Origin of the sequence: Saccharococcus thermophilus (assembly GCF_011761475.1) — a bacterium.
Classification (GTDB): Bacteria; Bacillota; Bacilli; order Bacillales; family Anoxybacillaceae; genus Saccharococcus; species Saccharococcus thermophilus.
Window position 1 is genome coordinate 1,038,246 of record NZ_JAASRS010000001.1, and the last position, 12,785, is coordinate 1,051,030.

At 46.0% G+C, this 12,785-nt stretch carries 12 protein-coding genes, 1 tRNA gene, 1 pseudogene and 1 riboswitch; of the genes and pseudogenes, 12 read left to right on the top strand and 2 right to left on the bottom strand.

Features of this window, described 5'->3' with window-relative positions:
* The first annotated feature begins 52 nt into the window (after positions 1-52).
* Positions 53-499, top strand: a complete 447-nt coding sequence (locus BDD39_RS05320; protein ID WP_166908801.1) for a hypothetical protein — start codon at positions 53-55, stop codon at positions 497-499.
* An 86-nt stretch (positions 500-585) separates the two neighbouring features.
* Here the strand turns inward: BDD39_RS05320 and pepF are convergent, their stop codons facing one another.
* Entirely contained in the window at positions 586-2,445 is a 1,860-nt protein-coding gene (gene pepF / locus BDD39_RS05325) for an oligoendopeptidase F (protein ID WP_166912270.1), read from the bottom strand.
* 132 nt (positions 2,446-2,577) lie between these two features.
* Here pepF and BDD39_RS05330 point away from each other — a divergent pair, with 132 nt between their 5' ends.
* From BDD39_RS05330 to BDD39_RS05340, 3 genes are all read left to right on the top strand, one after another.
* A complete protein-coding gene (locus BDD39_RS05330) occupies positions 2,578-3,468 on the top strand; it encodes an aldo/keto reductase (protein WP_166908803.1) in 891 nt (296 codons plus the stop codon).
* Positions 3,469-3,498: 30 nt separating this feature from the next.
* Positions 3,499-5,655, top strand: a complete 2,157-nt coding sequence (locus BDD39_RS05335) for a DNA topoisomerase III (RefSeq protein ID WP_166908806.1) — start codon at positions 3,499-3,501, stop codon at positions 5,653-5,655.
* 196 nt (positions 5,656-5,851) lie between these two features.
* Complete coding sequence (locus BDD39_RS05340; RefSeq protein ID WP_166908808.1) at positions 5,852-6,313, top strand: helix-turn-helix transcriptional regulator; 462 nt, start codon at positions 5,852-5,854, stop codon at positions 6,311-6,313.
* Positions 6,314-6,396: 83 nt separating this feature from the next.
* Here the strand turns inward: BDD39_RS05340 and BDD39_RS16735 are convergent.
* Positions 6,397-6,492: pseudogene (locus BDD39_RS16735) on the bottom strand (IS200/IS605 family transposase); the annotation flags it as partial.
* Between the two features lie 609 nt (positions 6,493-7,101).
* On the opposite strand from BDD39_RS16735, the gene BDD39_RS05345 reads away from it, so the two are divergent.
* From BDD39_RS05345 to cobJ, 8 genes are all read left to right on the top strand, one after another.
* Positions 7,102-7,173 (top strand) — tRNA-Gln (locus BDD39_RS05345).
* Between the two features lie 101 nt (positions 7,174-7,274).
* Positions 7,275-7,760: a ribonuclease E activity regulator RraA gene (gene rraA, locus BDD39_RS05350; RefSeq protein ID WP_166908810.1), complete on the top strand. Its 486-nt coding sequence runs from the start codon at positions 7,275-7,277 to the stop codon at positions 7,758-7,760.
* A 59-nt stretch (positions 7,761-7,819) separates the two neighbouring features.
* Positions 7,820-8,011: riboswitch (cobalamin riboswitch) on the top strand.
* Positions 8,012-8,136: 125 nt separating this feature from the next.
* Positions 8,137-8,535 (top strand): (2Fe-2S) ferredoxin domain-containing protein, encoded by a 399-nt coding sequence (locus BDD39_RS05355; RefSeq protein WP_166908812.1) that lies wholly within the window; start codon positions 8,137-8,139, stop codon positions 8,533-8,535.
* Complete coding sequence (locus BDD39_RS05360) at positions 8,532-9,272, top strand: energy-coupling factor ABC transporter permease (protein ID WP_166908815.1); 741 nt, start codon at positions 8,532-8,534, stop codon at positions 9,270-9,272. Before BDD39_RS05355 ends, BDD39_RS05360 begins: the two co-directional genes overlap by 4 nt.
* Before the next feature lie 3 nt (positions 9,273-9,275).
* Entirely contained in the window at positions 9,276-9,560 is a 285-nt protein-coding gene (locus tag BDD39_RS05365; RefSeq protein WP_166908817.1) for an energy-coupling factor ABC transporter substrate-binding protein, read from the top strand.
* Complete coding sequence (cbiQ, locus tag BDD39_RS05370; RefSeq protein ID WP_166908819.1) at positions 9,557-10,273, top strand: cobalt ECF transporter T component CbiQ; 717 nt, start codon at positions 9,557-9,559, stop codon at positions 10,271-10,273. Before BDD39_RS05365 ends, cbiQ begins: the two co-directional genes overlap by 4 nt.
* A gap of 17 nt (positions 10,274-10,290) precedes the next feature.
* On the top strand, positions 10,291-11,136 hold the full coding sequence (locus BDD39_RS05375) for an energy-coupling factor ABC transporter ATP-binding protein (RefSeq protein ID WP_166908820.1): 846 nt from the start codon (positions 10,291-10,293) through the stop codon (positions 11,134-11,136).
* 73 nt (positions 11,137-11,209) lie between these two features.
* Entirely contained in the window at positions 11,210-12,772 is a 1,563-nt protein-coding gene (cobJ, locus tag BDD39_RS05380; RefSeq protein ID WP_166908821.1) for a precorrin-3B C(17)-methyltransferase, read from the top strand.
* Positions 12,773-12,785: the final 13 nt, after the last annotated feature.

Consider the following 12,785-nt stretch of genomic DNA (forward strand, 5'->3'; position numbering starts at 1 on the left):
CTCTTAGCGAATGCCGTCTAATGAATAAAAGACATAAAGGAAAGCGGTGGCCATGAAAAAATTTTTTCCCATATTCATGTTGATGGTGGTAGGCGTATGCAGTTTAGGGGCATATTTTTTTGTGACTGCCAGTTCCAAACCTCCAGCACTAGACGTATCGGCGGCAGGCCAAAAAATTCCGGTTACACAAGGTTCTTACTGCTGGAAAACATTTTTCTCTAAAAAGTGTGTCGACTGGGCTTACGCGCCTCCATGGAAAATAGGAAACGTACACGAAACGGTTGAGGTCGCGCCTCATGCGAAAATAAAAATACGTTTTGAAAAAGAGCCAGCTTCTTTATCCGTAGAGCAGCGGAAAGATGAAGGCAGTGCAGAAACAGTGAAATTACAGAATCATGTGCTGACCGCTCCAAATGAAAAAGGAGTATATGTTTACCGCGTCATGGCAAGATGGAAGCAAGGAGACGGCAGCTATGTTTTCCGTATTAAAGTAAAATAAATGTTGTTTGTCGATTGACGTTAAACATCATGAATCAAAAAGTGCTGGCTCGAAAAGTGACCTTTTGGAGCCAGCGCCATTTTTAGTTACAATCTTCCTTCCTTTTTCAACAGCTGTTCCATTTCGCGGACGAGAAAATCGAAATAAGAAAGCAAGTTGGCAAGCGGTTTTGGTGAAGTCATATCGACTCCCGCTTTTTGCAAGAGGCGAATCGGGTCGTCGGATGTGCCGGCGCTTAAAAACTGCAAATAGCGTTTCGTCGCCTGACCGGTTTTGTCCGCTTTCATTTGCTTGACAAGTTCGAAGGAGGCGGCAAGCGAAGTGGCGTATTTATAGACGTAAAATGCGTCATAGAAGTGCGGGATGCGCAGCCAGCCGCGCGCCGCTTCCGGATCGGAGGCATACGCTGGGCCAAAATATTTTTTCAATAGGCGAAGCCAGAGCTCGTTTAATTCGTTGGGGGTTAAGCTCCCGCCTTGCCGCACTTTGTCGTGGATCGCCTGCTCAAATTCGGAATACATCACTTGCGTGTATAACGTGCCGCGAATTTGATCGATTTGCTGGTTGAGTAAATACAGCTTCTCTTCGTCCGTTTTTGCTTGCTTTAGGAAATAATCCATCATCAGCCATTCGTTGGCGGTTGAAGCGACTTCGGCGGTAAAAATCGATTGTCCGGAATAATGATACGGTTGTGTTTTGTTCGTGTATACCGAATTCATCGCATGGCCGATTTCGTGGGCAATCGTCAGCAAGCCGTCGAGAGACTGGTCATAGTTGAGCAAAATAAACGGATGGGTGTCGTACGAGCACGTATTATAGCCGCCCGTATATTTTTTGGGGCGTGGATAGACGTCAAGCCAGCGTTGTTCGAATGCGCGCCGCACGTTTTTGATGTAGTCATCCCCAAGCGGTTTCAGTCCCTCAAGGAGGAGCGTCTGTGCCGTTTCGATCGGGAACTTCATTTTTTTCACAACGGCCTCGTCGACAAGCGACACATACATATCGTAACTGTGGATGCGGTCGACGCCGAGCGCTTTTTTGCGCAGTTCGACATAGCGGTGGAGTACCGGCAAATGATCATGAACGGTAGAAATGAGATTCGTAAACACTTGTTTTGGTACATCATCGGCCGATAATGCCGCATCGAGGCCAGATTGATATTTTCGAGCTTTCGCGTACAGTTCGTCCGCTTTCACGGAAGCGTATAGTGTGGCGGCGGATGTGTTTTCGATCGCTTCATAGCTTTGAAAAAACGTTTGAAACGCGCGCTTGCGATAGCTGCGGTCCGGGTGTTCAAGCGCTTTTGTATAGTTTTCATTCGTCAGCGAAACCATTTTGCCGTCCGGCGTGCGGATCGAAGGCGGGTCATAATCGCCGCGTGCGGCATTGTTATAAATGTTTTCCGGATCGCTCATGATGGGAGAAAGCTTGGCGAGCAGCTGTTCTTCCCGTTTGGAAAGAGTATGCTTTTTTCGCTCGCGCAATTCTTCAAAATAATAGTGGTACGGCTTGAGCGGCTTGCTTTTTTGCAGCTTGTCAAGCGTATGCTCGGAAAGCGACAGCAGTTCGGGCTCGATAAATGCCGTTTTAGCCGCATAGTCGGAAGCGAGCGTTTCCACTTTTGCTTTCAGTCGTGCCGCGGTCTCGTCTTCAATATTTAAATCTTGTTTTAAATGAGCATAAAGCGACAATTTTTCCAGTTTTCGTGCTATCCTTTCATTAAGGGCAAATAGTTTGGCGACGTTGGCGGCGCGAGTCAGCTTTCCTTCATAGGACGATAGTTTTGACAGCGCGTCGTCGACTGCTTGATAGTCGCGCTCAAAATCGTTTTCCGACGCGTAAATGTCGGCAAGATTCCATTGATATTTTGTTTGTGCGGCGTAGGTGTGACATGGCACAAGCAGCAATGCGATCGCCAGCCATACATATAACTGTTTTTTCACGATCTTCCCCTTCCTTTCCTGTTTTTTCCGCTGCTACGTAGTATGCGCAAAAAGAGAAAGATTACTCGAACGAAAAGGATGGGGAATTGCTTTCGAATGTATATACCGTTTGAAAAAAGAAGGAGAGGTCAAGTGATGGAACGAATTTGTTTAGCGGAAGATTTAACATTTTCCCGCATCATTCACGGATCATGGAGACTAAGGGAGTGGAATTATTCGAAAGAACAGATTCTCGATCTCATTGAATTTTGTCTCGAACAAGGAATCACGACGTTTGATCATGCCGATATTTACGGGAATTATACGTGCGAGTCGCTATTTGGCGAAGCATTGGCGCTCAAGCCAAGCTTGCGCGGACAAATCGAGATTGTTACAAAATGCGGGATTAAGCTCGCGTCGAAATACGGCTTGAAACATTATGATACGAGCAAGGAGCACATTATCGCGTCCGTCCATCAATCGCTAAAAAATTTCCGCACCGACTACATTGACGTGCTGCTTATTCACCGTCCGGACCCGTTTATGAATCCGGAAGAGGTGGCCGAGGCGTTCACGCAGCTGAAAAAAGAAGGGAAAGTGCGCTATTTTGGCGTGTCGAACTTTAAACGTTCGCAATTCAACATGCTTCAGTCGTATTTAGATTTCCCGCTTGTGACCAACCAAATTGAAGTGTCGGCCTATCACTTGGAAAATATCGATGACGGAACCGTTGATTTATGCTTAGAAAAGCGGATTCCGCCGATGGTGTGGTCACCGCTGGCGGGCGGGAAAATATTTACGGCGGATGATGAAAAAGCGGTTCGCCTCCGCGATACGCTCGAGCGGATCAAAAATGAATTAGGCGCGGAGACCATCGACGAAGTATTATACGCATGGCTGCTTGTGCATCCGGCGCGGATGATGCCGATTGTCGGTTCAGGGAAAAAAGAGCGTATTTCCCTTGCGGTGCGCGCGCTAAAGCTGCCGCTTCGCCGTGAACAATGGTTTGACATTTTGCAAAGCTCAATGGGGCATGAAATTCCATAATATTCCATGAACAACAAGGAGAAGTTTGCAATGAAAGTGATTATCGCCGAAAAACCAGATCAAGGCGCGACGCTTGCGTCCATTTTTAAAAACAAAAAACAACAAGGATATATCGAAATTTTCCCAAATGAATTGTTTCCGAAAGGAGCGTATATGACGTGGGCGGTCGGGCATCTTTTGCAGCTCGTGCCGCCCGAGCGGTACCGCCCTGAATGGAAACAATGGAAGCTCGAGACGCTGCCGATTATTCCGGAGCGTTTTCAATATGAGGTGGAAAAAGCGAAAGCAAAGCAGTTTGCGATTGTGAAAGAGTTGCTTCGCAAACCGGAAGTGACGGAAATTATCCATGCCGGTGACGCCGGAAGAGAAGGGGAGCTGATTGTCCGCAATATTATTCAGATGAGCGGCGTGAAAAAGCCGATGAAGCGGCTTTGGCTTTCGTCGTTAACGCCGAAAGCGATTGAGGAAGGCTTCCGCCAGCTGTTAGATGAAGCCGAAACAAGAAATTTATATGAAGAAGCGTATGTACGCGCTTGTGCCGATTGGCTTGTCGGCATGAACGCTTCGCGCGTGTACAGCATTTTGCTAAAGCAAAAAGGGATGAATGATGTCTTTTCGGTTGGACGAGTCCAAACGCCAACGCTTGCGTTCATCGTAAAGCGGGAAAAGGAAATCGAACAGTTTCGTCCCGAGCCGTTTTGGGAAGTCATGGCAACATTTCACATTGACGGCAAGCAATACGAAGGGAAATGGGTGGACGAAAAAGGGGAAACGCGTCTGAAAGACAAGCAGTTGGCACAAAAAATCGCCCAATTCTGCCGAAACAAGCATGCCGAAGTAAAAGAGGTTCAGACAGAAAGAAAAACGTTTCTTCCGCCGCTGTTATTCAATTTGTCCTCTTTGCAGGCAACGGCGAACAAGATATACCAATTTTCACCGAAAAAGACGCTCGATATTTTGCAACAATTGTATCAAAAAGGCATCGTGTCGTATCCGCGTTCCGACTCGAACTATGTGACCAAAGGCGAGGCGGAAACGTTCCCGGACATTTTGCAAAAATTGCGGGCGCTTCCGGAGTACCGGTCGCTTTTTCCGTTGCCGAACGCGTCTATTTTACATAATAAACGTTATGTTAATGAAAAAAAGGTGACCGACCACTATGCGATCATCCCGACGGAGCAAGTGACCGATCCGGCAAAGCTATCAGCGGATGAGCGGAAAATTTACGATTTGGTCGTGCGCCGTCTCATTGCCGCGCATTATGAAGCGGCGGTGTTTGACTACACGACCGTCACGACGCTTGTTGATGGGCGCGCCCGCTTTATTTCAAAAGGTAAGCAGCAAATTCAGGAAGGATGGCGGAAAGTGATTGCGCCGCGTGAAGAGGACGAGGAAGCGATCCTTCCGGCGCTTCGGCAAGGAGAAAGCGGCGATGTGCTCGATGTCCGAGTCAAAGAAGGAAAGACTCAGCCGCCAAAACGGTATACGGAAGGGCAATTGATTACGCTGATGAAAACGGCGGGGAAATTTTTAGATAACGAAGAATTGGAAAAAGTGCTCGCCAAAACGGAGGGCCTCGGCACGGAAGCGACGCGCGCGGCCATCATTACGACGCTAAAAGAGCGAAATTATATCGAAGTAAAGAAAAATCAAGTATATGCGACCGACAAAGCAAAAGTGCTCATCGAAGCGATTGGCGATAAAATTTTGGCTTCTCCGGAAATGACGGCGAAGTGGGAACAGCGCTTAAGCGAGATTGGTGAAGGAAGAGCTTCAGCGGCTCATTTTATGGAGCAAGTAAAAAGATTATCGGCAAAAATCGTTGAAGATGCGCTTGCCGCGTCGCAGAGCTGGAACTTTGCCGGACTCGATACAGCATCGATTCAACGCACCACATCGAAAGCGACGTTAGGAAAACCGGTCGGCACCTGCAAGCTGTGCGGCGGAACGGTCATTGACAAAGGGACATTTTACGGCTGCGCCAATTATGCCAAAACGAAATGCTCGTTTACGATTTCGAAAAAAATTCTCGGCAAAACGATTTCGCAAGCGAATGTGAGAAAACTGCTCGAGCACGGCAAAACGAACATCATTAAAGGGTTTAAAAAAGGGGAGAAAACGTTTGATGCGGTGTTAGTGTGGGATGAAAAGGAGAAAAAAATAACGTTTTCGTTTCCGAAAAAATAATCTCCTTCCTCATTGTATTGTACGATTTGTAGCAATTTTGTTTCTCCCTTCGTATTTTTTGCCATTATAATCGATAAAACTAGAAGATGGCAATTAGGATATTTACGAATAGAGCCAAAAATTGTAATATTACCCTTGTAAGGAAAAATTATAAAGTAACATTAATTATATTATGTAAACAAAAGAAGGGAGAACAATGGATAAACAAGAAGTAATCGATCTTCTCTCCAGTAAAATGAAGTTAATTCGCGTCGAAAAAGGGTATACGCAAGATAAGATGGCAGAAGTGTTAGGGATTTCGAAAAAAACGCTCGTGCAAATTGAAAAAGGGCGGACGCAGGCGAACTGGACGCAAGTCGTCGCGCTATGCGCACTATTCCGTGATAGCGAAATTATCGAATCGGTGCTTGGCGATAGCCCGCTTGAAGTGATTGAAACGATCGCCCATGAAGAAATTGATGCGCCGAAAGGAAAAACGTTCGGCGGAAAAGTATGGTGGAAAGAGATTAAACGCATGGGGCCGTTTCGCCTCCAGCAAAATCTCATCAGCAAGCATTACCGCATTTTAGATATATATGATGACCGTTGGTACAGTTCTTTTGACAAAGAGGAGGCGCTAAGGCGGCTCGAGGAATTGGCGCGGGCGGCAAAAATGTAGCTCTATTGATATGGATGCCTTGCCCGCTATCTTGTTTTTTTGTTCTTCCACATATCGTTTGATGGTTTTGCTTCGTTTTCTTCGGTGCTAACAAAGAATGAACGTGTCCATAGACTAGGCAAATGAGCAAGATGGGGGAATTATTTCCTTAAAATCCGAGAAGTCATTCCTTTCACTTTGGCCATGATGCCAGATGGAAAATCGGTAGGAAGGCAGTTTAATTACTCCCATTTCAACCGGTTGAATTAAATAATTTTTTACAGCTATATTAAATTTTACTTACGTATATATTTGAATGAATTTGCTCATGATATAGGTAACGGGTACGTAACGGTTGAGCCCAGATTTATATATGCTCTTTCGGGTGTATATAGGTCGGCCAAAGATTGTATACAGGTCATGATGGTTTGTGTGCAGTCGGAGGGAAGATTCTATACGGTAGAGAAAGGCTTTATTGCAGTCGTATCTCTAGCAAAGATATTATTGCAATAAGGTCCCAATTTATCGTATAGGGTCGAGCGAAGATCGTATAAAGTGCCGCAGACTTTGTTGAGTAAACGACTCAATTAAGTTAACGGTCATATACAGCCGAGAGGTTGTATATGGGTGTATAGGTATTTTATACGGTTGAACGAACCATTATCATGGGTGGTGAACTGCTTATTTATGGTCGAAAGATCATAAATAGGTAATCAGCTATTCATGATAGTGCTAGGTAGATCGTTACGTGCTCGTATTTGATACATAAAACTACAGACTTTTACGGCATTTTAGCGTATTTATATCGTTGGGCTATAGCCAAGCGGTAAGGCAACGGACTTTGACTCCGTGATGCGCTGGTTCGAATCCAGCTAGCCCAGTCTCTAGCAGACAAGCAATGTCGCTTGTCTGTTTTTTTGTGGAAAAAGAAGGAGTTTCGACAAATATGTCAAATATAAGACGTAGCAAGGAGGGAATTGTGATGAAAACAGCTGATTTATGCGATGAATTTTTAAGTGAACTGCAAGTTTGCCAATTGCCGCTCCAATCATACGGCGGCAAAAAAGAATTTTCCGGACCGATTGCGACCGTTGAGGTGTTCGAGGATAACGTACTCGTCCGCGAGGCGCTCGAAACTGTTCCGGCAGGCACCGTATTGGTCGTTGACGGAAAAGGTTCGCGCAATTGCGCGTTACTTGGAGACCGTCTTGCCCAGATCGCTTGCGAGCGCGGGCTTGCCGGGGTGATTATTCACGGATGCATTCGCGATTCTGCGGAAATCGCTAACATGCCGCTTGGCGTCATGGCTATCGGTACATGCCCGGTGAAAAGCAAAAAAGAAGGGAAAGGAAAACGGGATGTCGCGCTTGAATTTGGCGGCGTTCGTTGGGAGCCAGGTGCTTATGTGTACGCTGATCAAGACGGGATTGTATTGGCGAAAACGGACTTATTGAAAAAAAGTAGTTGACGATATTTGAAAATTTGTACTACTATTAATAACAGGAATGTTCCATGAAAAATCGACATTATATGCCAAACAAATAAGGTGCCTTTCTCATTAGAGAATTGGCTTAAAAGGGAAGTACGGTGAAAATCCGTCACGGTACCCGCCACTGTGATGGGGAGCTTTGTTGCATCATGTCACTGAAGGAAACTTCGGGAAGGCGCAACAAAGCGATGATCCTAAGTCAGGAGACCTGCCTTATTTGTTCGGACGGATACCTACGGGATTATAGGTAGACGTGCGGGAGAATAGTATACTTTTTTGGCTATATTTGTATGCATTTTTCTGCACCTCTGCGTATAGAGGTGCTTTTTATTTTGCAAAAAAGGAGAGACTCAACATGACAACATGGAATTTAATCGGAATGAAACATCATGTGCTGATTTGCAACGGAGGCAGCTGTATGCGTAAAGAGGGAGAGGAAGTAACGCTTGCCATCCGTGAAGAAATCGCACTGTTGGAGTTAGATGGCATTGTACATACGACGCGGACTCGCTGCAATGGTCGTTGCCAAGACGCGTGTGTAGTCATCGTTTACCCTGAAGGCGTATGGTACAACGGTGTGACGCCGAAAAAAGCAAGGGAGATTGTACGAAGGCATTTACGAGATGGGGAATGGCTGGAAGAAACGATAACGTACCATTATGAAGGGACGCAAGGATTGATGATGTTAAAACAATCAAACGCCCCTCTAGGAATCTCGAAATTATCTAAAGCAATGGGAGGAACGAAAGTATGAAAAAATGGAGAGCTGCCCTTTTCCTTTTCGGATTAGTTGTCTATTTTACTTTCTCTGAAAGTTCATCGGCATTTGCGATGCATATTATGGAAGGATTTTTGCCTGTCAGATGGGTGATTTTTTGGTGGCTAGTGTTTTTGCCGTTTTTTATCATCGGTATGCGTTCACTAATTCGGATTACACGTGAGCATCCGGAACTAAAGCTGCTCATTGCGCTGTCGGGGGCATTTACGTTTGTACTGTCCGCCTTAAAAATTCCATCCGTTACTGGAAGCAGCTCACATCCAACGGGGGTCGGTCTCGGTGCGGTGCTGTTTGGTCCATGGGCGATGGTGGTGATGGGAAGCATCGTATTGCTGTTTCAAGCGTTATTGCTGGCACATGGCGGATTGACGACATTAGGGGCGAATGCCATGTCCATGGCAGTCGTCGGTCCGATCGTAGGGTACGGCATTTATTGTTTAGGGAAAAAGTGGAATATACCGCGACGTTGGACCATCTTTTTCGCTGCATTTTTCTCTGATTTAGCCACATATGTTGTCACCTCCTTGCAATTAGCGTTGGCGTTTCCGGACGCGACAGGCGGAGTTTTCGCTTCGTTTGTCAAATTTGCCGGCATTTTCGCTGTCACGCAAATACCATTGGCGATTACAGAAGGGTTGCTTACGGTCGTCGTTTGGAATTTCTTATCCACTTACAGCAGCCGGGAACTAAGTCAATTAGAGAGAGGAGTGTAGATAATGAAGAGAAGTCTTTTTCTCCTCGTTTTTGCTGTTTTATTAGCAGCGACGCCGTTATTGTTCATTCATCACTCTAATTTTGGCGGCACGGATGACCGAGCGAAAAAAACGATTCAGGTGATTGCTCCTCATTATAAGCCTTGGGCGCAATCAATATTTGAGCCGCCAGGCGGAGAGGTGCAAACGTTGCTGTTTTCTGTGCAAGCGGCGGTCGGCGCCGGTATTATTGGCTATATTATCGGCGTCTATAAAGGTCGGGAGAACCGAAGAGAGGAATCAAAATGATCCGGCAGTTTGACACAATCGCTTACAACAACCGCCTGCGAACAATACGTCCCGAACAAAAAGTGATATTTGCGTTCATATTATTAATAATGGCCATGATAGGTAGTTGGAAAATGCAAGTAATGATGACGATTTGGCTTGCCGCGTGGATTATCGGGTATGCTCGTGTTTCGTGGACAGTATACGCCAAAGCCCTCGGAGTCGTGTCATTGTTTCTAGTGATGAGTTTTCCAGCTTTGCTCGTTTCCATTGATAATTCTTTTCATGTTTCTATTGATCGTTCGCACATTCCCACTGTGATGTCTTTACTATCTCGTTCGGTCGCAGCTTGGTCTTGTTTATTTTTCCTACTAGTGACTACTCCGTTTCCAGAGATGTTGTATGTGCTCAAGCGAATGAAAGTACCATCCATCATCATTGAGTTGTTATTTTTTACGTATCGGTTTGTATTTGTTTTCGAGAAAGTAGCGGAAGAGCTATACGTAGCAATGAAAGCGAGAAATGGGGGAAACCATTGGCGGCATGGCGGGATGTTGGTGTTCCAGCTTTTTCAGAAAATATGGCATTCCTATGAAGCGTTGCGCCTTGCTTTATGGGCGCGAGGAGTTTCCGATGAAATTGTCTATGTTCATATGGAAACATACAACGAAAAAAATAAACGTTATCTGTGGGAAGCGGCAATCGGCATAAGTTTGCTTCTATGGCTTGGATGATAGGAGGGCAGCAGAAGATGCTGAAAATGGATGAAGTATATTATACGTATCCGAACGGACCATGCGTGTTAAAAGGATTAAGCCTTCATATTCCCAATGGAAAAAAATGCGCGCTTATCGGTCATAATGGATGCGGTAAAACAACGTTATTTTTACACGCGAACGGGCTATTGCGGCCCGACTCTGGCGATATCTATTGGAATGGAGAAAAGATGGACTATCGACGTCAAACCTTGCAAAAATGGCGACGAGAGGTCGGCATCGTTTTTCAAAATCCGGAACACCAGCTTGTGGCGCCGTTGGTACGTGATGAACTGGCGTTTGGCCTGCACCATTTAGGAATGAAAAAAAATGAGATGGACGAGCTCATTGAAAAAGCGCTGGACGAGTTTGGATTGCGTTCATGGTTGGACAAGCCCGTTCATCATTTAAGTCTCGGCCAAAAAAAATGGCTGACGCTTGCCGCCGTAATGGTGATGAACCCGAAATTATTAGTGCTCGATGAGCCGACGGCGTATTTAGATCGCCTACAGATCGATCGGTTTATCGAGAAGATAAACGCTATTCATCAAGCCGGCACGACGGTTTTGATTGCGACTCATGATTTTGATTTTGTCTTAGAGTGGGCAGATATCGTGTTTGTCATGCACGACGGACAAATTGTCATGCAAGGATCGCCGCAAGATGTATTTGCAAGGCAGCATCAATTGCAAAAATGGCATCTTGGTGTTCCTCTGCTTGCTTCTGTATGGAAAATGTTGTTTCCACACGAGACGCGCATCCCGCGGAATGTGGAAGAAATGAAACAATGGATGACAATGAATGAGCGCACAAGCCTCCGTATTAGTGAAAAAGTGATATAGTGTTCAAATTTTTTCGACAAATGAGCCCAGTTAACATGAACAAAAAAGAGGGAAATTGAGGTGAGGTGAGACAATGAAAGGAAAATTGCTGATTGTCGGATTTGGCCCAGGCAGCGAAGAACATATGACAAAGCGAGCGCGGGAAGCAATTGAAGAAAGCGATATTATTATCGGTTATAAAACGTACGTTGACCTAGTTGCGGATTTAATTAGCAATAAACAAGTTATTAGTACCGGAATGACGGAAGAAGTAAGCCGCGCCCAAGAGGCGGTGAAATGGGCGGAACGCGGAAAAACAGTTGCCGTCATTTCAAGCGGGGACGCAGGCGTGTACGGAATGGCGGGGCTTGTGTATGAGGTACTCATCGAAAAAGGCTGGACGCGAGAAAGCGATATCGAAGTGGAAGTTATCCCAGGCATTTCTGCCATTAACTCATGTGCCGCTCTTTTAGGTGCGCCAATTATGCATGATGCGTGCACCATTAGTTTAAGCGATCACCTAACGCCGTGGGCGCTTATTGAAAAGCGCATCGAAGCGGCAGCCGCTGCCGATTTTGTCATCGCTTTATATAATCCGAAAAGCGGACGACGCACGCGGCAAATTGTCGAAGCGCAGCGTATTCTTTTGCGTTATCGCTCTCCAAATACTCCGGTCGGATTAGTGAAAAGCGCTTATCGTACGCGGCAACATATCGTATTGACGGATTTAGCGCATATGCTCGATTACGATATCGGAATGTTAACGACCGTCATTATCGGCAATTCTTCGACGTTTGTATACGACGGGCTGATGATCACACCGCGCGGATACCAACGAAAATATACGTTAAGCGCCGCCGAACAGCCGCTGAAACCACACGAACGGCTTCGCAAAGAAGCGGAACCGTGGGCGCTTGATCAAAAGAAATCAGAACCGGTAAGAGAAGTGGCAGAAGCAGCATTGCAAAAATTGGCGATTCGCCACCAAGACACCACGACGTTTGCGCCGGCGATTTTCGAAATCGCGGTTAGCCCAGGAGTAGCGAACAAAAATTTTACGCCAAAACAGATGATGGTACTAGCAGACATCGTCGATGAAGACGGAACGATGATGTATACCCCGGATCATTATTTGAAGCTGGAAGTTCCTACTTCCGATCCAGACCTTATCATCGCTAGACTGAAAGAAGCGGGACTGACTGTTGCCCCTGTTGGTGATGTACTGACGTTGAAAGCTTGCGATTTTTGCGACGGTGAGAAAAAAGACGCGATTCCATACGCGGAACAGCTATACGAACAGCTTGGCGGAATGGCGCTTCCGAAAGAATTGAAGCTCGGTGTAAACGGCTGCGGTATGGCATGTTACGGAGCGGTACGGGAAGATATCGGAGTCGTCTATCGGAAAGGAGCATTCGACTTATTTTTAGGAGGAAAAACGGTCGGAAGAAACGCACACCCTGGACAACTTGTCGCTGAAGGAATTCCGCCTAGTGAGATTGTGTCCGTTGTCACCCGCATTATTCAAGAATATAAGGAACGCGCGCACCCGAACGAACGGTTTCATAAGTTTTTTAAGCGAGTGAAACAAGTCGGCGGATTTGTGTATCAAGAAGCGAAGCAGGCGGCAAAAATCGAAGTGCCTGCCTGTGGTGAATAAGGGGGAAGAAAAT

What these genes read in the sequence shown, in the direction of transcription:
- cbiQ (WP_166908819.1), top strand. Translation starts at nt 9,557, where the DNA reads ATGATCCGGCAGTTTGACACAATCGCTTACAACAACCGCCTGCGAACA.
- BDD39_RS05320 (WP_166908801.1), top strand. Translation starts at nt 53, where the DNA reads ATGAAAAAATTTTTTCCCATATTCATGTTGATGGTGGTAGGCGTATGC.
- BDD39_RS05365 (WP_166908817.1), top strand. Translation starts at nt 9,276, where the DNA reads ATGAAGAGAAGTCTTTTTCTCCTCGTTTTTGCTGTTTTATTAGCAGCG.
- BDD39_RS05360 (WP_166908815.1), top strand. Translation starts at nt 8,532, where the DNA reads ATGAAAAAATGGAGAGCTGCCCTTTTCCTTTTCGGATTAGTTGTCTAT.
- BDD39_RS05330 (WP_166908803.1), top strand. Translation starts at nt 2,578, where the DNA reads ATGGAACGAATTTGTTTAGCGGAAGATTTAACATTTTCCCGCATCATT.
- BDD39_RS05335 (WP_166908806.1), top strand. Translation starts at nt 3,499, where the DNA reads ATGAAAGTGATTATCGCCGAAAAACCAGATCAAGGCGCGACGCTTGCG.
- cobJ (WP_166908821.1), top strand. Translation starts at nt 11,210, where the DNA reads ATGAAAGGAAAATTGCTGATTGTCGGATTTGGCCCAGGCAGCGAAGAA.
- rraA (WP_166908810.1), top strand. Translation starts at nt 7,275, where the DNA reads ATGAAAACAGCTGATTTATGCGATGAATTTTTAAGTGAACTGCAAGTT.
- BDD39_RS05375 (WP_166908820.1), top strand. Translation starts at nt 10,291, where the DNA reads ATGCTGAAAATGGATGAAGTATATTATACGTATCCGAACGGACCATGC.
- BDD39_RS05340 (WP_166908808.1), top strand. Translation starts at nt 5,852, where the DNA reads ATGGATAAACAAGAAGTAATCGATCTTCTCTCCAGTAAAATGAAGTTA.
- BDD39_RS05355 (WP_166908812.1), top strand. Translation starts at nt 8,137, where the DNA reads ATGACAACATGGAATTTAATCGGAATGAAACATCATGTGCTGATTTGC.